General features: G+C 46.6%; 21 protein-coding genes. 10 read left to right on the forward strand and 11 right to left on the reverse strand.

What is annotated here, in order from left to right:
- Positions 1-661: 661 nt before the first annotated feature.
- Complete coding sequence (locus tag H141_RS0112215; protein ID WP_019676560.1) at positions 662-1,708, reverse strand: hypothetical protein; 1,047 nt, start codon at positions 1,706-1,708, stop codon at positions 662-664.
- 20 nt (positions 1,709-1,728) lie between these two features.
- The gene (locus H141_RS0112220) at positions 1,729-2,481 is read right to left on the reverse strand and encodes a S24 family peptidase (RefSeq protein ID WP_019676561.1); all 753 of its coding nucleotides are present in this window, start codon (positions 2,479-2,481) and stop codon (positions 1,729-1,731) included.
- Here H141_RS0112220 and H141_RS22105 point away from each other — a divergent pair.
- The 3 genes from H141_RS22105 (at position 2,466) to H141_RS20960 (ending at position 3,166) form a co-directional block, all read left to right on the forward strand.
- Positions 2,466-2,678, forward strand: coding sequence for a Cro/CI family transcriptional regulator (locus tag H141_RS22105; RefSeq protein ID WP_205620385.1), 213 nt, complete (start codon positions 2,466-2,468; stop codon positions 2,676-2,678). The genes H141_RS0112220 and H141_RS22105 overlap by 16 nt on opposite strands.
- Positions 2,679-2,768: 90 nt before the next feature.
- Positions 2,769-2,984, forward strand: a complete 216-nt coding sequence (locus tag H141_RS21460) for a phage regulatory CII family protein (protein ID WP_157610901.1) — start codon at positions 2,769-2,771, stop codon at positions 2,982-2,984.
- A gap of 26 nt (positions 2,985-3,010) precedes the next feature.
- Complete coding sequence (locus H141_RS20960; RefSeq protein WP_157610903.1) at positions 3,011-3,166, forward strand: phage regulatory CII family protein; 156 nt, start codon at positions 3,011-3,013, stop codon at positions 3,164-3,166.
- A 29-nt stretch (positions 3,167-3,195) separates the two neighbouring features.
- Here the strand turns inward: H141_RS20960 and H141_RS0112230 are convergent, their stop codons facing one another.
- Complete coding sequence (locus H141_RS0112230) at positions 3,196-3,861, reverse strand: hypothetical protein (RefSeq protein WP_019676563.1); 666 nt, start codon at positions 3,859-3,861, stop codon at positions 3,196-3,198.
- A gap of 347 nt (positions 3,862-4,208) precedes the next feature.
- Here H141_RS0112230 and thrS point away from each other — a divergent pair, with 347 nt between their 5' ends.
- From thrS to rplT, 4 genes are all read left to right on the forward strand, one after another.
- Entirely contained in the window at positions 4,209-6,119 is a 1,911-nt protein-coding gene (gene thrS / locus H141_RS0112235; protein WP_019676564.1) for a threonine--tRNA ligase, read from the forward strand.
- A 40-nt stretch (positions 6,120-6,159) separates the two neighbouring features.
- Positions 6,160-6,702, forward strand: coding sequence for a translation initiation factor IF-3 (gene infC, locus H141_RS0112240; protein WP_026349420.1), 543 nt, complete (start codon positions 6,160-6,162; stop codon positions 6,700-6,702).
- Positions 6,703-6,793: 91 nt separating this feature from the next.
- Positions 6,794-6,991: a 50S ribosomal protein L35 gene (rpmI, locus tag H141_RS21155; RefSeq protein ID WP_027672243.1), complete on the forward strand. Its 198-nt coding sequence runs from the start codon at positions 6,794-6,796 to the stop codon at positions 6,989-6,991.
- Positions 6,992-7,007: 16 nt separating this feature from the next.
- Entirely contained in the window at positions 7,008-7,364 is a 357-nt protein-coding gene (gene rplT, locus H141_RS0112245; protein ID WP_019676566.1) for a 50S ribosomal protein L20, read from the forward strand.
- A gap of 76 nt (positions 7,365-7,440) precedes the next feature.
- On the opposite strand, the gene H141_RS0112250 is transcribed toward rplT, so the two are convergent.
- The 5 genes from H141_RS0112250 to H141_RS0112270 all read right to left on the reverse strand — a co-directional run bounded on the left by H141_RS0112250 (position 7,441) and on the right by H141_RS0112270 (position 14,246).
- Complete coding sequence (locus H141_RS0112250; protein ID WP_026349421.1) at positions 7,441-8,544, reverse strand: META domain-containing protein; 1,104 nt, start codon at positions 8,542-8,544, stop codon at positions 7,441-7,443.
- A gap of 64 nt (positions 8,545-8,608) precedes the next feature.
- Positions 8,609-9,490 (reverse strand): alpha/beta fold hydrolase, encoded by an 882-nt coding sequence (locus H141_RS0112255; protein ID WP_019676568.1) that lies wholly within the window; start codon positions 9,488-9,490, stop codon positions 8,609-8,611.
- Between the two features lie 66 nt (positions 9,491-9,556).
- Complete coding sequence (gene upp / locus H141_RS0112260) at positions 9,557-10,183, reverse strand: uracil phosphoribosyltransferase (RefSeq protein ID WP_019676569.1); 627 nt, start codon at positions 10,181-10,183, stop codon at positions 9,557-9,559.
- Between the two features lie 44 nt (positions 10,184-10,227).
- Complete coding sequence (locus H141_RS0112265; protein ID WP_019676570.1) at positions 10,228-11,490, reverse strand: HD-GYP domain-containing protein; 1,263 nt, start codon at positions 11,488-11,490, stop codon at positions 10,228-10,230.
- A 152-nt stretch (positions 11,491-11,642) separates the two neighbouring features.
- The gene (locus tag H141_RS0112270; protein WP_019676571.1) at positions 11,643-14,246 is read right to left on the reverse strand and encodes a TonB-dependent receptor plug domain-containing protein; all 2,604 of its coding nucleotides are present in this window, start codon (positions 14,244-14,246) and stop codon (positions 11,643-11,645) included.
- A gap of 480 nt (positions 14,247-14,726) precedes the next feature.
- On the opposite strand from H141_RS0112270, the gene psrA reads away from it, so the two are divergent.
- Positions 14,727-15,401 carry a TetR family transcriptional repressor PsrA gene (gene psrA, locus H141_RS0112275; RefSeq protein WP_019676572.1) on the forward strand — a complete coding sequence of 225 codons (675 nt, stop codon included), beginning with the start codon at positions 14,727-14,729 and terminating at the stop codon, positions 15,399-15,401.
- 11 nt (positions 15,402-15,412) lie between these two features.
- The gene (locus tag H141_RS0112280; protein WP_019676573.1) at positions 15,413-17,728 is read left to right on the forward strand and encodes an acyl-CoA dehydrogenase; all 2,316 of its coding nucleotides are present in this window, start codon (positions 15,413-15,415) and stop codon (positions 17,726-17,728) included.
- A 102-nt stretch (positions 17,729-17,830) separates the two neighbouring features.
- Here the strand turns inward: H141_RS0112280 and H141_RS0112285 are convergent, their stop codons facing one another.
- Positions 17,831-18,952 (reverse strand): Leu/Phe/Val dehydrogenase, encoded by a 1,122-nt coding sequence (locus H141_RS0112285; RefSeq protein ID WP_276202889.1) that lies wholly within the window; start codon positions 18,950-18,952, stop codon positions 17,831-17,833.
- A gap of 148 nt (positions 18,953-19,100) precedes the next feature.
- Here H141_RS0112285 and H141_RS0112290 point away from each other — a divergent pair, with 148 nt between their 5' ends.
- The gene (locus tag H141_RS0112290) at positions 19,101-19,550 is read left to right on the forward strand and encodes a DUF4826 family protein (protein WP_019676575.1); all 450 of its coding nucleotides are present in this window, start codon (positions 19,101-19,103) and stop codon (positions 19,548-19,550) included.
- A gap of 99 nt (positions 19,551-19,649) precedes the next feature.
- Here the strand turns inward: H141_RS0112290 and H141_RS0112300 are convergent, their stop codons facing one another.
- On the reverse strand, positions 19,650-20,804 hold the full coding sequence (locus H141_RS0112300; RefSeq protein ID WP_019676576.1) for a ribosomal protein uL16 3-hydroxylase: 1,155 nt from the start codon (positions 20,802-20,804) through the stop codon (positions 19,650-19,652).
- Between the two features lie 4 nt (positions 20,805-20,808).
- Positions 20,809-22,182: an adenylosuccinate lyase gene (gene purB / locus H141_RS0112305; protein WP_019676577.1), complete on the reverse strand. Its 1,374-nt coding sequence runs from the start codon at positions 22,180-22,182 to the stop codon at positions 20,809-20,811.
- Positions 22,183-22,195 lie beyond the last annotated feature (13 nt).

A 22,195-nucleotide genomic window follows, 5' to 3' on the forward strand; every position in this document is an offset into this window, starting at 1 on the left:
CAGAACATCCAGATGCACATAGGTCGTCGGACACGGACTCACGTAAGGTGTAGCGAAAAATATGCTACCGTTATAACGGTAATATATAGCAGGGCTAAAAAATGGCATTCTGCAATTATGCTACCGTTACAACGGTAATATAAAGTAGCGCCCCAAAATAGCATTCTACGGTTTCACTGCTGAAAAAAAATAGTGCGCTGAGAGCACCTCAAATAACCAGTGCATTAATCGGCATTAAACATCAACCTGTAACGACCAGACGCTTACTAATGTAAATATGTTCTCTTACAATTATTTTGCGGGTAATAAAAACCCGCCGAAGCGGGTCGGTGATCTATCTATGTTTTACTGTGTGAAAACTATATGGCTTTCGGCTGATGTGGATTTTTTGCATTAAAAAACCCGCCTAAGCGGGTTTTGAGATACTTATCGAGCAGGACCATCCCACACGCCAACACCAGCACTTAAATTTTTCATCATTAAACTCTCCAATTTCATGAAATTTACTATCTATTATTTTTTTATTATTTTGAGTTGATAACTTTAACGAATTCCCATCAAAATTGACGGCTAAAAAAATACAGCTCACTTAAGTGATAATTTAATATTATCTTGCAGTTTAACTGTTCTATAGCAATAGACAACCTATTTGAGTATAAATTCACTTGTTTTTAGATGTGCCAGTGTCTAAGCCTGCAACTGCTTCTACATTACTAGGTTTAACTGGCGCCTTAGCTATGGGCTTGCACTTACGCCACCAGAAAGTAATTCCTTGATGAGGCAATACACCGTGATGTAGTTCGAAAACAGCCTTAGGGATACTCGGGTTGAGTGAAATAGCTTTTAACTTCTTAGAATGATTCGCGTTTGCCCCAATGCACAAATTACCCTCATGTATTACCTCTAGAGTCATATTTTCAGTTGGAACCATCGTTGTCCATACCTCAGTGTCTTCTAATCTTTTAATAGTTCGAGAGTGAACAATTACGCTAATTTTTTCTTCCCCTGCAAGAGGTCTAGGATACTTAAGTTCAATTACGCCTCCATCTTTCGCCGGTTTAGCGAATTCATTTAGATCATCTTGGCTTAATTTTTTCCCTTCAATTTCAACAGAACTAATTTCTAGATACTCGCCAAAAAGGCCATCTAGATCACAGGAAACACCACATTTTATGACATAGGAAACATCGGGATTTTCACTTAAATTTTCAATCACATGCCTAGTTTCAATATTGCAAAAAACTATGTTAGCAGCGTCTTCAGTACTCAAACCTAACTTTTTGATCACTTCATCTGGCAACGATTGCAGATCGTAAGTTAAGTGTGCATTTTTTTTGACAAGAGTCTGCTCCATGACGGTGCTTTTTATCTCTTTATAAATTGCTGGCGGAATAATTTTTTCAAAAACAGCACTAAGGACATTTTCACTAACCTGCTTTCTAAATTCAGCTTGCTCTTGATGCTGCTTGGCTCTGGAAAACTTCTCTACAGAAAATCCTAAAAATGAAGCTATTATTGCTGCAATTCCAAACTCCTTGAAAAGAATAGAAAAAAACCATCTTAGTGAGTCTGTTATCTGTGAGTAGTCAGGAATTAGACCTATGATTTTAGAAACAAGTATAAAGCCAAAACCAGTAGCTGCAACTGCAACTAGAAACAGTACATTACTTGCATCCCAAAAACTTTTAGTACCGGATTTATCTGTCATAAATATGAACCATTATTAATTTATCTTAAAACCGAATACCAGAACACCCGGCCAAGCACTTTGATGGCACTGGCCTGGTCGGTTTGGTAATCCTCATAAGGGTATTCGTCGGTATTAAAGCTGCGTAACCTAATACTGTTGCCTGGCAGCCGGTAAAGCCTTTTAAGCTTTAACAGGCCATCGTGGTCTATAGCATACAAGTCGCCATCTTTAATTTTGGTGTTACCGGTATCTATGCCAACGGTTGCCTGATCGGGCAATACCGGTTCCATGCTATTACCGCTAACAGTTACGCAGGCGGCTAATTCTGGCTGAATGTTATAACGGCGCAGGGTTGATTTAGTGAAGCGGAGTTTAAACCCGCTATCCAGTCGCTGTACTACTGAACCAGTTCCTGCTGACAATTCAATTTCCTTATAGAAAGGCATCTCAACTTCATCTTCTTCCAGCGGTCTTTTGCTATCCCAAAGGTCGAACGAACCAACTGTGTAAGCTGCTGCTGTAGCGCTGACTTTATTATTATCATCTGGCTTTTCTTCACCAGTAAGTATCCATTCAGGCGTTACTTTTAAAGCCTTGGCTAAATTTATTAGATGCTTTCCGCTTGGCATGCCACCGCTTTTACTTTCCGTCTCCCAGTTGGATACGGACACGCGATTAACTCCGACAATCTTAGCGACGGCTTCCTGAGTAAGCTTAAGGCTTATACGCCTACTTAAAATACGATCTTTCATTTTCATGTAAGCAAGCTTACCACTTGAATGTAATTCCATCACCGAAAAAAATCCTTGCGTTATTATGTAAGAGTTCTTGCTCTAGTAAGGATTATTTACATTTTAGGTCAGATAATGAAAAAAACGATGTTATAGCGCACTTTGGCGGTGTAACCAAAACCGCTAAGGCGCTGGGTATCAAAAGCCAGACTGTTTCTCAGTGGTCGGAAGATATTCCCGAGCTGAGGGGTTCCTAGATCGAGAAGATTACCGATGGCGCCCTTAAGGCTGATCAGCTCAACGCTGTTCAACAAGCCTCTTAACCACGCTTCAAGGATAACAGTCCCATGAGCAATAACACGTTAAAGCAAAAACAAATTTCACTATGCCCGCAAACAGCGTCCTATTTGCTTGGCAAGCGACACAACATTAGCGACTCAGCCCGCAAGCTGGGTGTTAGCCCTAATGTGCTGGGCAATAAGGTGAACACGGATCAGGAGTTCCACAAGCTTACCTTGGGTGAAGCTGTCTGTCGCTATTGGCTAACGACAACGGCATTTTAGACGCTTGGGCACACTCACGTGGTGGGGTGTTTGTAAAACTGCCAGAGACTGTTTGCCGTGACGAAGAACTAAGCGACCAACTAATGCGGGTAAGCGAAGAACTGGGCAGCGCTATGGCTGAAATAGGCCATGCCCTTGAAGATGGGGTAATTGACCCAATGGATTTTAATGGGTTGCTTTAGGTCTATACCTGACTTTAAAACTGAGAACTTCAGATAGCTGGCAGACTATCTTGCCAAGCATCTAACTCCGGGAAATAAATAGTTTGATCCGGAATTGAGATGCTTTTGAGTAGGGAAGTCCACCATTTTAATAGCTCTATAAAAATATCTTTTGGAAAAAGTGTTTGATTTTCATAGCCCCGCATAGAGCAGTGTCTTACGAATGAAAAGTCATGTACTGTGTGTATTTCTAGTACTTTTTTTTCGTCTTCATAATCCACTTTGACAATATCGAAAGTCATTGCAGAGACATTATTATCAAAACCTTTTTGTAACTTAAAATGCTTGTTTGCGTTACAAACCTGATGGCATATCTGAAGTTCGACTTTAAAACTTCTTAGCGAATTGCTAAATTTTGCGGGATTATTCAAGTCAACAAGAGGGTAAAAGCTGATAAAAGCCTGCTTCAAGTTGTCATCGCTATCTAATCGATAGAAAAGCCATTCGATCAAAGATACGTTAGTTGAAGCAACGTTGATTGAAGCATAACTCTTCACATCCTTGAAATTAAAAATGCTATTTTTTTCTTGCGGAAGATAACTTTTTTGCACTGAGGCTAAGATTTCCATCTCCCAATACAGCTTTCTTAGTAGTTGCCATATATCTACTAAACCGAAAGTTCTATCAGTCGCTGTTCTATTTGGTCTGCTGCTCATTTCTATTAGCCTTATTAATATTTCAATAAAGAACGAACAGCCTTAAGTCATCGGTTATTAGCCATAAATATATCACCAGTGGCCGCCGCGGTGCCAATATGCCCCAATACTGGATGCTTGGCAATTTGTCGTTAGCACTACCCGTGCAGAGGCGTCAATATTCCTGTATGATATGCGCCTGAGTCTGTTTATGTCTCTAACTAACATGCTCAAAAACGTGTACCACGTTGTGTACCAAACAGCCCTTGGTAAGGGGTGTCAACTGTCACGCAAGGCGCACGAAATAAGAACTTATGTGTTTAATCAAGTGACCCTTGGTGTGGGCCACCACTGTAAAAGGATAAATCATGCCAGTTATTACTCTGCCTGATGGCAGCCAACGTGCTTTTGATTCTGCTGTTTCTGTGATGGATGTTGCCAAAGACATCGGCCCCGGTTTAGCTAAAGCCACTATTGCCGGTAAGGTAAATGGTCAGTTAGTGGATGCCTGTGATCCCATTAGTACTGACGCTACTCTCAGCATTATTACCAGTAAAGATCAGGACGGCCTGGAAATTATCCGTCACTCTTGCGCTCACTTATTGGGCCATGCCATTAAACAAATGTGGCCAAATGTGAAGATGGCCATTGGCCCGGTGATTGAAAACGGCTTCTATTATGACGTCGATTTAGACCAGCCGATCAGTAGCGACGATTTAGCTGAGCTGGAAGCGCGGATGCTGCAGCTTGCCAAAACCGAATATGACGTAATCAAGCATAAAGTCAGCTGGCAGGAAGCTTTTGATACCTTTAAAGCCCGTGGCGAAAGCTACAAGATGGAAATTCTGGAGCAGAACGTCAGTAAAGACGACCAGCCCGGTTTGTATCATCATGAAGAATATATCGATATGTGCCGAGGCCCGCATGTGCCGAATATGCGGTTTTGCCAGCACTTTAAAATAATGAAAGTGGCCGGCGCCTACTGGCGTGGCGACTCGAAAAACAAAATGCTGCAGCGGGTGTATGGTACCGCCTGGGCTGATAAAAAGCAGCTTGCAGCCTATTTATTGCAGTTAGAAGAAGCGGAAAAGCGCGATCACCGGAAAATTGGTAAGGCGCTCGGCTTATTTCATTGGCAGGAAGAAGCACCGGGTATGGTGTTCTGGCATAACGATGGTTGGACCATCTTCCGTGAGCTGGAAAGCTTTGTCCGGGAAAAGCTGGGCGAATACGACTACGACGAAGTAAAAGGCCCATTGATGATGGACCGGGTGTTGTGGGAAAAATCAGGTCACTGGGAAAAATATGCTGAAAACATGTTTACTACTCAGTCTGAACACCGTGAGTACGCCATTAAGCCGATGAATTGCCCGGGCCATGTCCAGATTTTTAATCAGGGTTTAAAATCGTACCGCGATTTACCGCTTAGAATGGCCGAGTTTGGCTGTTGCCACCGCAACGAACCTTCAGGTGGTTTACATGGCTTAATGCGGGTGCGTGGTTTTACCCAGGACGACGCCCATATCTTCTGTACTGAAGATCAGGTCCAGGCTGAAGTGACCAAGTGTATCCAGATGGTATTTGATGTTTACAGTACTTTTGGCTTTAAAGACGTGAAAGTAAAGCTGTCTACCCGGCCAGCTCAGCGCATCGGTTCAGATGAAAGCTGGGATAAAGCTGAGCAGGGCCTGATTGAAGCACTGAAAAGCAACAACATTGACTATGATTTGCAGCCGGGTGAAGGCGCATTTTACGGCCCGAAAATTGAATTTACCCTGCACGATTGTTTAAACCGGGCCTGGCAGTGCGGCACTATTCAGTTAGATTTTGCGTTGCCTGGTCGCTTAGGTGCGACTTTTGTTTCTGAAGGTGGCGAAAAGCTGGTGCCGGTAATGATTCACCGCGCTATTTTGGGTTCGCTTGAGCGTTTTATCGGTATTTTGATCGAAGAATACGCCGGCCTTTTTCCAGCCTGGTTAGCCCCAACTCAGGTGGTGGTAATGAATATTACCGATAATCAGGCCGAATATGTGCAAAATTTAGTAAAAACTTTCAAATCTCACGGTATTAGAGCCATTAGTGACTTGAGAAATGAGAAGATAGGCTTTAAAATCCGCGAGCACACGCTTAAGCGTATTCCTTATCTTGTGGTCGTAGGCGACAAAGAGATGGAAGCGGGCGATATCGCCTTAAGAACGCGTAAGGGTGAAGACCTTGGAAAAATGTCGGTGGCCGCTTTTGTTGAAAAGCTTACCACTGAAATTAAAAGCCGGGTTTAAGCCATTAAGCGTATAAGAATAATTTTCGGAGGAACATACTATTAAAGTAGGAAAGAAAACATTACCTGCAAACCGTCCTAACAGGATCAACGAAGAGATTAACCTGCCAGAAGTGCGGTTAATTGGCGTCGAAGGTGAGCAACTGGGTGTAGTAAGTATTGCTGAAGCCATTAAACTGGCCGAAGACAGTGGCAATGATTTAGTTGAGATCAGCCCGACAGCCGAACCACCAGTTTGTAAGTTGATGGACTACGGTAAGTTCCTGTTCGAAAAGAGTAAAGCTCTTAAAGAGCAGAAGAAGAAGCAAAAACAGATCCAGATTAAAGAAATAAAATTCCGGCCTGGAACTGACGAAGGCGATTACCAGGTAAAACTACGCAACCTGCGTCGCTTCATTGAAGAGGGTGACAAAGCCAAAGTAACGCTGCGCTATCGTGGCCGTGAAATGGCGCATCAGGAAATTGGTATTGAGATGCTTTCTCGAATTAAAGAGGACTTGTCTGATATCGCTATCTGCGAATCTTTCCCTTCACGGGTGGAAGGTCGGCAGATGATCATGATGCTGGCCCCAAATAAGAAGTAATAAGTGCCTTCAAGTTTATTAAGCTGCGGCTCGCCGCAGTTTTTTAACGCCTTATTATTCGTTGTAACTTAACAATGCGAGTTTAAATACTATGCCAAAGATGAAAACCAATAAAGGTGCCGCGAAGCGTTTCAAAAAAACTGCTTCTGGTAGCTTTAAACGTAAGCAATCACACCTTCGCCACATCCTGACGAAGAAGACTTCTAAGCGTAAGCGTCAGTTAGGTCCAAAAACCTTAGTCGCTAAAGTAGACATTGCCGGCTTAGTCCGTTGCATGCCGTACGCATAATTAACAGGAGTCAGAAATGCCAAGAGTAAAACGTGGTGTGACGGCGCGCGCGCGTCATAAGAAGGTGTTAAACCAGGCTAAAGGTTACTACGGTGCCCGCAGTCGTGTTTATCGTGTTGCTTTCCAGGCCGTTATTAAAGCCGGTCAATATGCTTATCGTGACCGTCGTCAGCGTAAGCGTCAGTTCCGTCAACTGTGGATCGCGCGTATTAACGCGGCGTCACGGATGAACGGTTTATCTTACAGCCGTTTCATCGCAGGCCTGAAAAAAGCCTCTGTTGAAATTGATCGTAAGATCCTGGCCGACATCGCTGTATACGACAAAGCCGCTTTCACTGCTTTAGTTTCTAAAGCAAAAGAAGCCTTAGTCTGATATAAGCCGATAGCATCGGAAGCCACCTGACCGTGGCTAAAATACCCTCACTACCTTTGGTATGAGGGTATTTTTTTTAGTTTAGCGCCGGTTTAAATTCTATTAGCAGGTTGTTGTCTCTGAACAGCTGCAATTTATCGCCATTTACCTCGGCCCTGTCGGCTGATTGCAATGAACTGGTAAACTGCTGTTCGAAGTCGCTACTGTCGCTGCAATACTTCTGGGTGCTGGCAATGCCTGCAACATTCAAACGGTTGGCCTGCTGCTTATAGCTGCCGTTAAAGCTGTTGCAGCCAGCGAAACCATAGATGCGGTCTTCTGAATCAAAAATCATTCTGACATTCAGTTGCTGCGGCAGGTAATGGCCAGCCAGTTTTTCAGCGCGCCAGACAATGCCTTGAATTTGCCCCGGGGCATAGGGGTCCGGACATACAGCATTGGGCCAGAATTGTTCAAACTTCTCTATTAATAACTGGGTTTCACCCCGGCTGTTGTCCTGTTTGCGGCCTACCAGGGTGGCAATAACGGACTTGTTTCGCAACCGTTCATCCTGCTGGTAGTGGCGCATCATGGGCAAATGATGTTGAGTGTTGGCAACTGTTAAGCTTTCGCCAGACTGACACAAGGTGAAGGTAGCCTGGTTGTCTTGCAGTAAATACAAGCCCAGCATCGGCTGTCGGGTATCGAGTTTAATAAAATCGGCTTGACGTTTCAGCTGATAGTTCATGGCGGAGCTTATCGGCTTACCAGCCAAATCCAGCATCGCTAGCTGATTATTGTTGGAAAAATAAAATGCCGGCAAGGTGTGTTGCTGGTTAACCAGGTGCAGGTTGCGTTTTTCCAGTAACCAAATGCCTTTAATAATATTAATGTCACCGCGTTCCAGGTATTGCTGGCGAACTTCAAAGCGGCCATCGCGGTAAAGGTTCAGATGGTACTGGATGCCCGGGCAATCAGCACAGGGCAGGGTGCCGGTGAAACTGATATCACTATCAATAAAAATCTGTTCAAAATTAGTCGCAATTGCTTTTGTGGTCTCACTGTCAGGCACAACATCTTCCAGCATATCCTGCTGTGCGGCCTGGTTACCATTAAGTTGGTCTGGTGAAACCTGTTCAGGGGCTGGTAGTTGGCTACAACCTGCCAACACCAGTGCCGCTAGTAATAAGGACTTTCTCATCTGCATACCCTGATTCCATTTTGGCGCATTATAACGTAAAGCCCCGCTATTTATAACGGCAATTTTAGCCAGCTTTGGGGTTTAAGTACTGCAACATAAGCTGCGCGGTGGCTTCTGGATTCTCCTGCATAAAGCAGTGCCCCCCTTCAGTTACTTTACTTTGTACCGCTGGATTACAATTTTGCCATTTTTTAACGGCTTTGCTGATAAAGGGATAACTGCTGCTACCGTAGATGATCAAAATGGGCGGGCAAGCTTGGCTCAATTGTTGCCAGAGTTTATCGGGATAGGAGCTGAAAATTTCAGCCTCTCGTTCCGGTTTGCATTTCAGGCTAATGCCATGTTCAGAGCTTACCAATGCATGTTCAATATAGGCTGCCAGTGCTTCGGGCTGCCAGTTTTTAAACATGCCGCGGTTGTTAAGATAGTTGTGAGCTGCACTCTTATCCGGCCAGTGCTGACGTCGACGCAGCGCAGCTTTGGCCATCGGGTTTCTGCGGTACAGGCCTACACCATTCAGTGAGCGCATTAGCGCCAGCATAGAGGGAGTAAATAACACCGGATCGAGCAGAACAGTTTGCTGAAACGGGCTGTCAGCTTTACTGTGAATGAGTGCGGTCAACACCCCACCAAAACTATGACCCACGCCAATCACAGGCTGGCCTTCGAAAAGATGCTGATGCGCCTGCAATGCCGCTTCAGCCAGTTCTGCACTGACATTCCAACCTAAAAAGGGCCCACCATGATCGCTATCACCGTGACCCTGGGCATCGGACAGGAAAAAATCAAAATGATCAGTTAAATATTGCAGTAATGGCAGATAAGTACGGCTGCAAAACCCGTTACCATGCAACATATGCAGTAGCGGTTTGCCGCTGGGTTTACTATGATAACCGCGTAAGGTAAAGCCGTAATGAGTAAGGTAATGCCAGGGAATAAGATCCACAAATCACGCTCAATAATAAAAAAATGGCACCAAAGTGCCATGTTTCAGACGGGTAGGCAAGCCGGATTAACGGGTGCCAAATAACTTATCGCCGGCATCACCAAGGCCAGGCAAAATATAACCATGCTCGTTTAAACCTGTATCTATAGCTGCGGTATAGAGTTCAATCTCGGGATGCGCTGCGCCAAGGGCTGCAATACCTTCCGGAGCGGCTACCAGTACCAGCGCTTTGATACGCTGACAGCCCTGTTTTTTCAGCAAATCAATGGTAGCAATCATTGAGCCGCCGGTCGCCAGCATTGGGTCCACTACCAGAGCGAGACGCTGATCCAGCTCTGCTGCCAGCTTGTGAAAGTAGGGCACTGGCTGCAGGGTAGTTTCGTCACGGTAGACACCTACCACGCTAATCCGCGCACTCGGCAGTAAATCCAATACGCCATCCAGCATCCCTAAACCAGCTCGTAAAATAGGAACTATGGTAACTTTTTTACCCTGAATTTGTTCTATCTGGCATTGGCCATTCCAGGTATCGATACTGGTGGTTTCCGTCGGCAGATCTTTAGTTGCCTCATAAGTCAGCAGGCTGCCCAGTTCAGCTGCCAGTTGCCGGAATTGCTTGGTACTGATATCAGCAGCTCTTAGCAAACCAATTTTATGCTGAACTAACGGGTGCTTCACTTCGGTAACATGCATCTGGTGTTCCCCATGCTTTTATTATTCATAATTTTAGTATGAGTTTAACCCGGTTTGCCCTGAACATAATAACTAACCTGCGCTCTGGGATTCAGATATTCTCTGACCCGTTCGGGTAAGCTGGCGATGGTCAGCACCTTGCTTATGGTCAGCTCATCACTGTCCAGGCTAATTACCGGTGCTTCCAGCCTCGGTACTTCGGGCTCGTAAATCATTACATTAGGTTGCAGCAGGCTGTCACTATTAACGGACATTACCATCGCAATCCGTTGGTCGCTTAACATTACCACTGTGCCAGGTGGGTAAACGCCCATCATCTTAATCATCACCCGCATGGTTGTGTCGTCCAGCTTATTTTTCATCGTGCGGTACAGGTAGGCCAGAGCATGATGCGGCGAGCGGGCTTTAACAGGATCTGCCGGATGACACAGATTATCAAATTCGTTTACTACCGCCACAATATGCGCCATTTTATTAATCTGGTCTTTTTTAAGTCCTTTCGGATAGCCCGTACCGTCCAGGTATTCGTGGTGTTGCTCAATTATTGGCCATGCTTCCAATGGGAAGGTATCAGCCAGCCCAACTAAATCAGTACCATATTTGGTATGCATTTTTAATAAATTTTGTTCGGGCGCCGTTAGTGGCGTCGTTTTACGTAAAATCTGGCTGGGTATTTTAAGTTTACCTATGTCATGAAACAGCGCACCAATGCCAATTGTTTTAATGTCAGCCGCTGAGAAGCCCAGATTGCGACCCAGCATCATGCTGACAATCGAAACGTTCAGGACATGATAATACAAGGTCTCCTGATCTTTGTTGCCTGAGGAAATTAAGTGTAGTACCAGACTTTCAGCATCGACAATAGTTTCAACTAACTGGCTAATCAGCTCGGAAGCTTCGGTAATGGCATTCAGTGGCCTGCCGCTCACTTGTTTCATCAGGTCGCGCACCTGATTTAACGAATGGTTAAAAGCTTTCTCAGTTTTCTGAATATCACGTCGATGAGCTTTTGCTTGCTCAATCCTTCGCATTTTTTCGTTCAGCATTGTAGCTTGTGCTTCAGACATTTTACTGTTGAATTCTATGTTTTCGTCGTCTGAACGTTCAGTGATGTTTTCTGCAATTTGTTTACTCTTCTCCGGATAGAAATAGACATACTCCAGTTGAAGATGGTTAATAATATGAAGTTGCTGCTCGTTTTCGACCAGCATGTTACTGGACAGAAAAGGGTGCTTCATCCAGCCGCTGGGTAGTTTTATGGCATAGCCTAATTTAACTTGTTCAGGTTTGATTTTCAGCGCAGACAAAATCTACTCCGTTTAAGGAAACGACAATTCTGTATCCAGTTTATGTAAGGTCAAGCTGCTTAGCCAGCTTTAACTTGATGAAAAAGGGGCTTGAAGCCCCTTTTTTGTGATAGATCAGTGTTATCTACGCTTAGCGTTCTGATAACTGTGTGTTAGAAGTTAATGGTGTAACGTACCGTCCATAAACTGCCGGTCCAATCATGTACCGAACTGGCATAGCCATTGGTTGGTGATGAGGCATATGGCGGTTTTTCGTCAGTCAGGTTACGCACCGTCAATAACACGCGCTGGCTGTCAGTTAGCTCATAACCGACGCTACCGCTAAATACCAGCCAGGCATCGACAGTTTCGTTGCCACCAAATTTAAAGTCGCCGTCACCCAGTTCACTGATGTAATGTGCTGATAAACTGGCCGTCCAGTTATTCATGCTCCAGTCAGTGCCAAAGTCGGCTACAAAATCTGGCCGGGCAATTTCATTAGCGCCACTTAATTTACCCAGTAAGTCTTCTTTAGCACTTTCCTGATTAACCTGACGCTCGTAGGAGAAGGTTTTAGTACCGGCAGCAAACAATTTAAATGTACCGAAGCTGTCAGTATTTATCTGATAGTTGATTTTAACGTCAACGCCGTCGGTTTCCTGACTACCTACGTTGAAGAAACCGGTTCTTAAGAACACTAAATCGTTGCCAGCATCCAGTACACAACCAAATTCACCGTTCAGTGCAGCAATACTGCTGGTTGTCGGCGCAGTGCCGGCAATACAGGCTTTCAGAGTGGTATTGGCATCAACATCGACGATATCAGTATGCTCATAGCGCCAGTAATCGGCGGTAATTTGCAGATTGTCAGTCAGGTTCCATGAAAAACCAACGTTAACTGCTTCAGAGTTCTCAGCATTCAGATCACGATTACCCAGCGTCTCCTGATCAAGCTCCAGTTCACCAAATGTAGCGCCAAAATCACCACATAACGCATCAAATGGCTGGTCTGCACCGCAGTTAATGTAAGCAGAACCCAAGGATTCGCCAGCACCCAGCTGTGACAATGACGGCGCTCTGAAACCGGTGCTCCAAGAGGCGCGGACAATGAGATCATCGGTTGCCCGGTAGCGTAGCGATAATTTCGGGTTAGTATCACCACCAAAGTCGCTGTAATGGTCGTAGCGCAGAGCCGCAATCATATCCAGGTTGTCGGTAAGTGGCAGGTTAAACTCGCCATAAGCCGCATATTGGGTGCGATCAGCAGCAGCGTCGCTGGCGCCAAGCGCGAATACACCGCCACTTTGGGCAACCAGAGCAGGCCTGTCAAAAATGTCTTCGCTTCTGAACTCCCCGCCGAATACCGCGCTGATATTACCAGCTGGTAACTCAATGTTTAAATCGCCGGCGATATTAAAATCAACCGAGAACACCTCTGACTCTCCAACCCGTGGCGCCAGTTCCCTTACTGCAGCAATGGCGCTGCTACCGTTATTGCGACCTAAATTAAATGGGTCGAAGCTGCCGTTAGCAATACCGGCAGTGACCTTGTCCCGGCCCATATAGCCCTGAACATGGGTGATTTCGTTTTCGGTTTTGCCATAGGTTGCTGCACTTTCCCAGGACCACATTCCCAGCTCACCACGCAAACCTGCTAATACCCGGTAACTGGTGGTATCGTAATCCTGCACCCGGGTTTCCGGAAAGCGTGAACGCACCCGGATTTGATTAACCTCACCATCTTCAGCATTAATGTCACGTGCCCATTGTGGCACCAGAGCTGAGTCACCGGCAATCCTGACATCAAAGGCGGCAGCAGAGTCGTATGCCGAGCCGGTATTATTCTGCAACATGGCTTCAGCAAAGAATTCATTACCATTGGCCAGTTGGTAAATATGATGCAAGGTTGCGCCAATGGTCGTGGTGTCGGGCTGAATGGCCCGCTCAATAACGTAGTCATAACGACAGCGGGTGCCACCATTGCTGACATCACTACCACACCAGGGTTCTGCATAGTCAGCGCCATCGATGGTAACCCGGGTGCTGGATTTTAATGTTACTTCAATTGGCCGGTCACTGTTAAACAGGGCATTGCGGTCAAAATAGTCCACCACCAGGGTGGTATTACTGTTTTCAGTATTAAAGCCGCCAACATAGGTCAGGTTAGTACGGCCAAAGTTGCTGCTTTTAGTGTCATCACCATAAGATACTGATACTTCATGGCCTTCAACGTCTTTGCGCAGGATAAAGTTTATTACCCCGGCGATAGCATCTGAACCGTACACGGATGAAGCACCGTCAGTGAGTACTTCAACCCGCTCTAATGCTGACATCGGGATAGCGTTAACGTTAACAAAGGAGTCAAAACCATTGGTGAAGGAGTCTACAGCTACCCGGCGGCCGTTAACCAGCACCAGGGTAGAGCTGCTACCCAGACCGCGCAGGCTGACGCCTGATGAGCCGGCTGGGGCGCCATCAGCACCGCCTACACCACCGTTCTCGGTAAAAGTACCGGCGCTGGATGCCTGAGGCAGGTCACGCAGGAAAGAGCCGACACTGTCATAGCCACGTTTAGCCATGTCTTCACGGCTGAACACCTGTACCGGATTAGCCCCTTCCATATCCACGCCTTTTAAGCGGGAGCCGGTTATCTGAATTTTTTCAATTTTCTGCTCTTCAGCAACGGTTTCTTCAGCTGCCAGCGCATGTTGGCCGGTTGCGGCCAGGATAACCGCTGCACTTAAGGTAGATAGCTTCATTTTTGCTTTAACGTACATACACATTCCTCTGGATTACAAATGTTGCCTTTGGCGGCAATCTGATTAAAAAAAGGGAAAAGTGCGTCAAAGCAGAAACGGGTAGTCACACCCCACAGGCGATTTAAAGGCAGCAAAATGCTGGGATTGTTTTAAATGCACTACGGGGAAGCCTCTGCCTGACGCAGAGGGAGAACTAATTATTGAACCATTCAGACAGGTAGAACGGAGAGCAATAGTAATAATGATTGCGGGCGCATTTTTGCATCAGGCTACTCTCCGGTTGGTTAATATGACAGCAAAGTTCGCTCAGTGGCCAAATAATGTCAAGCGTTTTTTTTGAAAGTCGTTATTGGCCGGAGCGATGCCAGAAAATGCTGATATGGGATAGGCCTTTATAGCGCTCGGGCTAAAGATATCGGACCAGTGAGCCAGTTGTTGCTTGACATGTTTTAGATTCAAACGTACATTTCAAACACTTGTTTAAATTGTGCGGTGAATATGGTCGCTAAGCAAAACACCCAGCAAAAAATTCTGGACGCAGCGCAAAGCCTGTTTGCTGAAACGGGTTTTAATGACACGTCATTGCGTCAGATCACCAGTTTGGCTGAAGTTAATCTGGCAGCGGTCAATTATCATTTTGGTTCTAAAAAAGAGTTAATTCAGGCGGTGTTGCAGCGCTACTTAAGGGTGCTGATGGTCCGGCTGGACCAGGAATTCAACCGCTTACTGGCAGCACAGCAACCGAATAACCTGACACAGGTGCTGGCAGTTTTTGTGAAACCCTTACTGGAGCTTAATTCGGTGCATAACAACGGCACCCGGATTTTTCTGCAGCTGCTGGGGCGGGGCTATACTGATGTGCAGGGCCATTTACGCTGGTTTATAAATAATCACTATGGCAGGGTGCTGGATAAGTTTGTGTTGCTGGTGCAACAATCCTGCCCACAATTGCCAGCCAGTGAGCTGTTCTGGCGTTTACATTTTTCACTGGGTACTGTGGTATTTACCATGGCGTCAAACGAAGCGCTGGCAGAAATTGCAGAAGCTGATTTTAACGAAGAAGTTGATATTGAAGGCGTTATTCAACGCCTGCTGCCTTACCTTGCAGCAGGCATTGCCGCGCCGGTGTATACTCGTTCACATCCTCAGCAGCAGTTGCGCTCAGGTACTTAAAGGAAACCGTTATGGAAATATTGTTAATTTTGGTTTTGGCTGTGGTAGTGATACTCGGGGTTACCGATATCCGGCGTAGCCTGATTAGTAAACCGGTATTTGCGGTATTTAAAAAGATCTTACCGCCGCTATCTGACACCGAGCGCGAGGCTATGGAAGCGGGTGATGTCTGGTGGGATGGTGAGTTGTTTAAGGGTAAACCTGACTGGCAAAAACTGCACAGTATTCCTAAAGCGGAGCTGTCTGCAGACGAGCAGGCTTTTATGGATAACCAAGTAGAAACCCTGCTCGCCATGCTGGATGATTATAAAATTGTCCAGGAAGACCGCGATTTACCAAAAGAAGTATGGGATTACATTAAGCGCGAAGGTTTTTTTGCGATGATTATTCCCAAAGCTTATGGCGGCCGTGAGTTTTCTGCGATTGCCAACTCTACCATAGTTTCCAGAATTGCCAGCCGCAGTTTAACTGCGGCAGTAACTGTAATGGTGCCTAACTCATTAGGCCCGGGTGAGTTATTAATGCACTATGGCACTCAGGAGCAGAAAGATTTCTGGTTACCAAGCCTGGCTAATGGCACAGATGTGCCTTGTTTTGCTCTGACCGGCCCGGAAGCAGGCTCTGATGCCGGCGGCATCCCGGATACCGGGGTTATTTGCAAAGGTGAATTTGAAGGTAAGGAAGTACTGGGCATCAAACTTAACTGGGATAAGCGTTACATTACCCTGGCACCGGTTGCCACTGTATTGGGGCTGGCGTTTAAACTATTCGATCCTGAAAAGTTATTAGGTGATAAAGCAGAGCTGGGAATTACCTGTGCGCTTATTCCGACCAGCCATAAAGGGGTGGAAATAGGCGATCGTCATTTTCCGATGAATATGGCTTTTATGAACGGCACTACCTACGGTAAAGACGTGTTTATCCCGATTGACTGGATTATTGGTGGTCCGGATTATGCCGGTCGGGGCTGGCGGATGCTGGTAGAGTGTTTATCAGCCGGCCGTGGCATATCGTTGCCAGCGCTGGCAACGGCTACCGGCCACTTAGCAACGCGGATGACCAGTGCCTATGGTTATGTCCGTCAGCAGTTTGGTATGTCTATTGGTAAGTTTGAGGGCGTACAGGAAGGCATGGCCCGGATAGGCGCTTTTACCTACACCCTGGAAGCGATGCGGGTGATGACTGCCGGTGCTATTGATTTAAAACTGAGCCCTTCTGTGGTAACTGCCATTGCCAAATATCATATGACAGAAATGTCGCGCACCTTATTAAATGATGCCTTTGATATCCATGCGGGGCGAGCCATTCAGTGTGGGCCGATGAACTATCTGGCTCACGGCTATATGGGGATCCCAATTTCAATAACGGTAGAGGGCGCAAATATTCTGACCCGCAACCTGATGATTTTTGGTCAGGGCGCTACCCGTTGCCATCCGTACGTGCTGGCAGAACTTGAAGCAGCAGCTAACCCTGATGCAGACGAAGGCCTGAAACAGTTTGATAAACTGCTGCTAAGCCATGTCGGTTTTGCTATCGGCAATACCTTTGCAGCATTGTGGCAGGGCTTAACAGCGGGCGCCTTTAACAGCGCACCGGTTGCCGGTGAAACAGCTCGTTATTATAAGCAGCTAAGCCGGATGAGCCGGGCGTTGGCGCTCAGTGCCGATGTGTCGATGCTGATGTTAGGTGGTGATTTAAAACGCAAAGAAATGTTATCTGCCCGGTTGGGTGATGTGTTAAGCCACTTGTATATTGCCTCGGCAGTGTTGAAATTTTATGAAGATAATGGTCGTCAGCATGCTGATTTACCCTTTGTTCATTACAGTGTACAGCGCTCATTGTTTGAAATTGGCAAGGCCCTGGATGGTTTTCTGGCGAACTTCCCAAACCGGATTGTCGCGCGGGTTATTCGCACTCTGGTGTTCCCGTTTGGCATCGGCTACAAAATGCCGGATGATGATATCGCTATTGCTATTTGCACCGCGCTGGCTAAGCCGGGAGTTATCCGCGACCGGTTAACCCACCTCTGTTTCATTGGTCAGGGTGAAGATGATGCCACCGGCCTGATGGAGTCAGCGTTTGTTGCCATGCACAAAGCGCAACCGGTAATGAAGAAAATTTACCAGGCACAGCGTGACGGCAAACTTGGCCGTAAACTGCCGCTGGCAGAGACCATAACGCAGGCATTGGTGCAGCAGGTTATCACTGAGGCTGAAGCCGCGCAGTTAACAGAAATGAACCGGTTACGCTTTAAATCAATTTCGGTTGATAGCTTTAAGCCCGGGGTGCTGTCAGCAATGACTATTAACAAGCAAAATGCGGCCTGATATTAATAGGGCTTAAGCATCAAAAAAACCGGAGTAAATTGCTCCGGTTTTTTTATAGCCATACCTTATGGTAACGGCGGCAAGGTAACGGCAACAGTTAACTTATTGCTGGCCGCGACTGATAATTTCCTGAGCCATCACATCAGCGATGTCGCTGGTAGGTTTGCCTTCTGCATCGGCGCGCTGGAAAATATTCAGCAGGGTGTGATAAATCTGGTTAACCTTAGCCGTTGACTCCGCTTCATTGTAGCCCTGTGGTCGCATTTCACAGGCAACGTTAATAATACCGCCGGCGTTAATCACGTAATCCGGTGCATATAAAATACCGCGCTGGCGCAGCATTTCACCATGGCGCGCTTGTTTTAACTGGTTATTGGCGCAGCCAGCCACTACTTTGGCTTTTAACAGGCTAATGGTTTCATCGTTCAGGGTTGCACCGAGCGCACAGGGGGCGTAAATATCTGAGTCAACTTCATAAATGCCGTGCAGGCCGACAGCCGTTGCACCAAACTGATTAACTGCCCGCTCAACCGCAGTCTGATTAATATCAGTAACGATAAGTTTGGCGCCTTCTTTATGCAAATGCTCACACAAATAAAAGCCAACACTGCCAAGGCCCTGTACCGCTACCGTTTTGCCGGCTAAATCAGCCGAACCAAATTTATGCATAGCGGCAGCTTTAATACCCTGATAAGTTCCCAGCGCGGTAAAAGGCCCCGGATTACCACTTTTCCCCTCTAAACCGGCCACAAAAGGTGTTTCTTTGTTTACCTGCATAATGTCGCCAGTGGTAATATTAACGTCTTCGGCGCTGTAATAACTGCCACCCAGCCGATGCAGCATCCGACCAAATGCCCGGAATAATGCTTCAGATTTAATGGTTTTGGCATCACCGATTATTACCGATTTACCGCCACCTAACGGCAGACCCGCCATGGCATTTTTGTATGTCATACCGCGGGATAAGCGTAATACATCGTCAATGGCTGCTTCATCAGTGGCGTAGTTCCACAAGCGACAGCCACCTACGGCCGGCCCCAAACGGGTGCTATGGACGGCAATAATTGCCCGTAAACCGGTTTCCTGGTCACTGCAAAACACGACTTGTTCATGGTTGTCGAATTCAGGATGATTAAATACTGCCACTTCTGATTCTCCCTCGGGTTTAATCTGGCTGTTAATGCGTGACACTACGTCACTTTTTTGCGCCGCGGAATGTAACATTTCAACCTGAGTTACGCTATGTTTCGCCAAAAATAATAGCTGGTAAGACAAGTAAATTGTCGACAATTAACACCGCAGCTTGATTGTCAGATCAGACTCCCTTAAAGTACCGGGATCTGACAGATAATTATAATTGGAAGCGTAAAAAATGAGTGAGCAGTTAACTCAGGTACAACAGCAAGAACAACAAGCCGCTACTGAACAACAGCGGGCAGAGTGGGTAAGAAAACAGTATCAGCAGGCGAATCAGTATCTGGCTGGCAAAGGAATTATCCCCGATAATGTCGCGGTAACGGAAAGTTGTTATTTACCACCACTGGTGGCGGTTTGGAAACTTAACACCAGAGATAATAAGTCGTACTGGGTGATCAGTGGTGATTTACCTACTGACCATATGCCATTTTCTGCCGCAGCCACGGCTCGTGATGCAATGCGCTCGTTCTCACTAAACTGGCAGTTAAAAGCAGAGCATATTGTTAACAGTGAATCAATTGATAAAACCCAGCAGGACTTTGCCAATTTGCTGGTTGCCCGCGCGCAGGGATTATACGAATTGTTTGAAGACGACTCCTTGTGGCAGGCGCCGACCAAGCGTTAATCTGTAACGAAGCGCATACAGTTAATAAAAAAACCGCAGTTGCTGCGGTTTTTTATTTGCGTCCGCCACAGATTACAGCTGGCCGGTTCAACTCAGAACTTACTCTGAAAAATGCCAGTATCCAAGATTAATCAGATGAACTAATAAGCCGAGGCGCTCAGGCACCTCCAGAAAATGGCGGCATTGCTGTTCATCAAGTTGGCGCTGTTCGGTTAAAAGCTTAGCGGTGGCAAGCTCATTGCCTGGCAGCAGGTATTGCTCGCCGTTAATAAACAACGCAATATCAGCATTGACATCAGCCTGATGATAACAACAGCGTAAGCCGCCGGTCAGGGTCAGCACCGAGCCTTCTTCCAGATATTCAGCAATTTCATCAGCCTGATAATGTGGGTCTGGCTCCTGCAAGTCTAACTCATGCTTGGCCCTGCTAATGTATTGGCCAAACCATAACGGCAAGCTTTGCTCGTCACTCACCAATTGTTGCAGTAATTGCTTTACCTGAGCTAAATCAGCGCTGCCCAGTTCACCAATATTCTGGCATACCGGCCGCTCTGGATCGGTAAAGCGCTGGCCGCTAATGTCGTTGTCAATCAGGTAATCGGCCAGCCCGGTCAGTAAGTCTTTCTGGGCTGGAGCCCGGAAGCCGACTGAATAGTTTAAACTGTTCTCAAGCGAAATACCTTCGTGCGGGCAGCCTGGTGGAATATACAATATATCGCCTGGCTCCATTACCACATCAATACAGGCCTGAAAAGGACTAACCTGTAATAACCTTGGATGCGGGCAGAATTGTTGCAGCGTACTGTCAGGCATGCCTACCCGCCAATGCCGCTTGCCCTGGCCCTGGATAATGAATACATCATACTGATCCAGATGTGGGCCTACGCCGCCGCCCGGGGTAGAAAAGCTGACCATTAAATCATCTATCCGCCAGTTTGGAATAAAGCGGAAGGGCTCAAGCAGCTGAGCTGCCTCAGCATGCCAGTGATCAACGGCCTGGACTAAAATTGTCCAGTCGCGCTCGCCAAAGCGGCTGAAATCGGTAATTGGGCCGGTTTCAAGCTGCCAGTCACCGTTGGCACATTGTACTACCCGTGATTCGACTTCTTCTTCCAGTGCCAGGCCGGCCAGCTCATCAGGCGACAGCGGGTCACTAAACTGCTTAAAGCCTTGTTTTAGTAATAGCGGTTTTTTTTGCCAGAACTCAGCTAAAAACCGTGCCGGGGTCAGGTCGGCAAAATTAAGTGCATACATAGGGCTAATCCGCCAGTTTATCTACCAGGGCAATCGCATCGCCAATGTAATTGGCCGGCGTTAAGCGTTTTAACTCAGCTTTTACCGCTTCAGGTAGTGCTAAAGTATCTATAAAGCGGGCTAAATCAGCCTGGTTAATCCGTTTGCCGCGGGTTAGCTCTTTCAGTTTTTCATACGGCTTTTCGATGCCGTACTTGCGCATTACCGTTTGCACAGGCTCGGCCAGTAGCTCCCAGTTAGCATCTAATTCGGCCAGCAGGGCAGGTGCATTCACTTCCAGCTTGCTGATCCCTTTCAGCGTTGCCTGATAAGCAATTAAGGTATAACCAAAACCCATGCCCAGGTTACGTAATACGGTAGAGTCGGTTAAGTCGCGCTGCCAGCGTGAAACAGGTAATTTCGCCGATAAATGGTTAAACAAGGCATTGGCAATACCCAGGTTACCTTCTGAGTTCTCAAAATCTATCGGGTTGACTTTATGCGGCATGGTGGACGAGCCAATTTCACCGGCTACCGTTTTCTGTTTAAAATGGCCAAGTGCAATATAACCCCAGATATCCCGGTCAAAATCGAGCAGGATGGTATTAAAACGCGCTACGGCATCGAACAGCTCGGCAATGTAATCGTGCGGTTCAATCTGAGTGGTGTAGGGGTTAAAGCTTAAACCGAGACTGCTGACAAACTGCTCGGCAAACTGGTGCCAGTCAAGCGTTGGGTACGCTGATAAATGAGCATTGTAGTTACCTACTGCGCCGTTGATTTTACCCATAATTTCCACGGAGGCGATCTGATCACGCTGCCGTTTTAAACGGGCGTAAACGTTGGCCATTTCTTTTCCCATTGTAGTAGGTGAAGCTGGCTGGCCATGGGTTCGTGCCATCATTGCCACGGTTTTATGTTCGTATGCCAGCTGTTTAATAGCGGCAAGCAGGGCATCGCATTGCGGCAGTAACACGTCGCTGCGGGCCTGGCTTAACATTAAGCCATGCGACAGGTTGTTAATGTCTTCCGAGGTGCAGGCAAAGTGAATAAATTCACTGATGGCGTTCAGCTCACTGTTGCCGGCCACTTTTTCTTTTAGCAGGTACTCTACTGCTTTTACGTCGTGGTTAGTGGTGCGCTCAATGTCTTTTACCCGCTGCGCATCGGCCAGGCTAAAATTGTCGACAATGTTATTGAGCAATGTATTGGCTTGCTCAGACAGTGCCGGTACTTCGGTAATGGCAGCATTGGCGGCTAACTGTTGCAACCAGCGTACTTCAACAGTAACCCGGTATTTTATCAGACCAAACTCACTGAAATACGGGCGTAGCTCAACCGTCTTGCTACCATAGCGGCCGTCAACCGGGGATATGGTGGTAAGGGCATTAAGTTCCATGAAAACTCCTGAA

The sequence above is a fragment of the Arsukibacterium perlucidum DSM 18276 genome (genome assembly GCF_000382165.1).
Taxonomy (GTDB): domain Bacteria; phylum Pseudomonadota; class Gammaproteobacteria; order Enterobacterales; family Alteromonadaceae; genus Alishewanella; species Alishewanella perlucidum.

Excerpts from the sequence above, each read along its gene's own strand:
- psrA (WP_019676572.1), top strand. The coding sequence starts at position 14,727 with ATGGTCGCTAAGCAAAACACCCAGCAAAAAATTCTGGACGCAGCGCAA.
- H141_RS0112280 (WP_019676573.1), top strand. The coding sequence starts at position 15,413 with ATGGAAATATTGTTAATTTTGGTTTTGGCTGTGGTAGTGATACTCGGG.
- thrS (WP_019676564.1), top strand. The coding sequence starts at position 4,209 with ATGCCAGTTATTACTCTGCCTGATGGCAGCCAACGTGCTTTTGATTCT.
- H141_RS0112285 (WP_276202889.1), bottom strand. The coding sequence starts at position 18,952 with ATGTTACATTCCGCGGCGCAAAAAAGTGACGTAGTGTCACGCATTAAC.
- H141_RS21460 (WP_157610901.1), top strand. The coding sequence starts at position 2,769 with ATGAGCAATAACACGTTAAAGCAAAAACAAATTTCACTATGCCCGCAA.
- H141_RS0112250 (WP_026349421.1), bottom strand. The coding sequence starts at position 8,544 with ATGAGAAAGTCCTTATTACTAGCGGCACTGGTGTTGGCAGGTTGTAGC.
- rpmI (WP_027672243.1), top strand. The coding sequence starts at position 6,794 with ATGCCAAAGATGAAAACCAATAAAGGTGCCGCGAAGCGTTTCAAAAAA.
- purB (WP_019676577.1), bottom strand. The coding sequence starts at position 22,182 with ATGGAACTTAATGCCCTTACCACCATATCCCCGGTTGACGGCCGCTAT.
- upp (WP_019676569.1), bottom strand. The coding sequence starts at position 10,183 with ATGCATGTTACCGAAGTGAAGCACCCGTTAGTTCAGCATAAAATTGGT.
- H141_RS0112215 (WP_019676560.1), bottom strand. The coding sequence starts at position 1,708 with ATGACAGATAAATCCGGTACTAAAAGTTTTTGGGATGCAAGTAATGTA.
- H141_RS0112300 (WP_019676576.1), bottom strand. The coding sequence starts at position 20,804 with ATGTATGCACTTAATTTTGCCGACCTGACCCCGGCACGGTTTTTAGCT.
- H141_RS0112230 (WP_019676563.1), bottom strand. The coding sequence starts at position 3,861 with ATGAGCAGCAGACCAAATAGAACAGCGACTGATAGAACTTTCGGTTTA.
- rplT (WP_019676566.1), top strand. The coding sequence starts at position 7,008 with ATGCCAAGAGTAAAACGTGGTGTGACGGCGCGCGCGCGTCATAAGAAG.
- H141_RS0112220 (WP_019676561.1), bottom strand. The coding sequence starts at position 2,481 with ATGGAATTACATTCAAGTGGTAAGCTTGCTTACATGAAAATGAAAGAT.
- H141_RS0112290 (WP_019676575.1), top strand. The coding sequence starts at position 19,101 with ATGAGTGAGCAGTTAACTCAGGTACAACAGCAAGAACAACAAGCCGCT.
- H141_RS0112270 (WP_019676571.1), bottom strand. The coding sequence starts at position 14,246 with ATGTACGTTAAAGCAAAAATGAAGCTATCTACCTTAAGTGCAGCGGTT.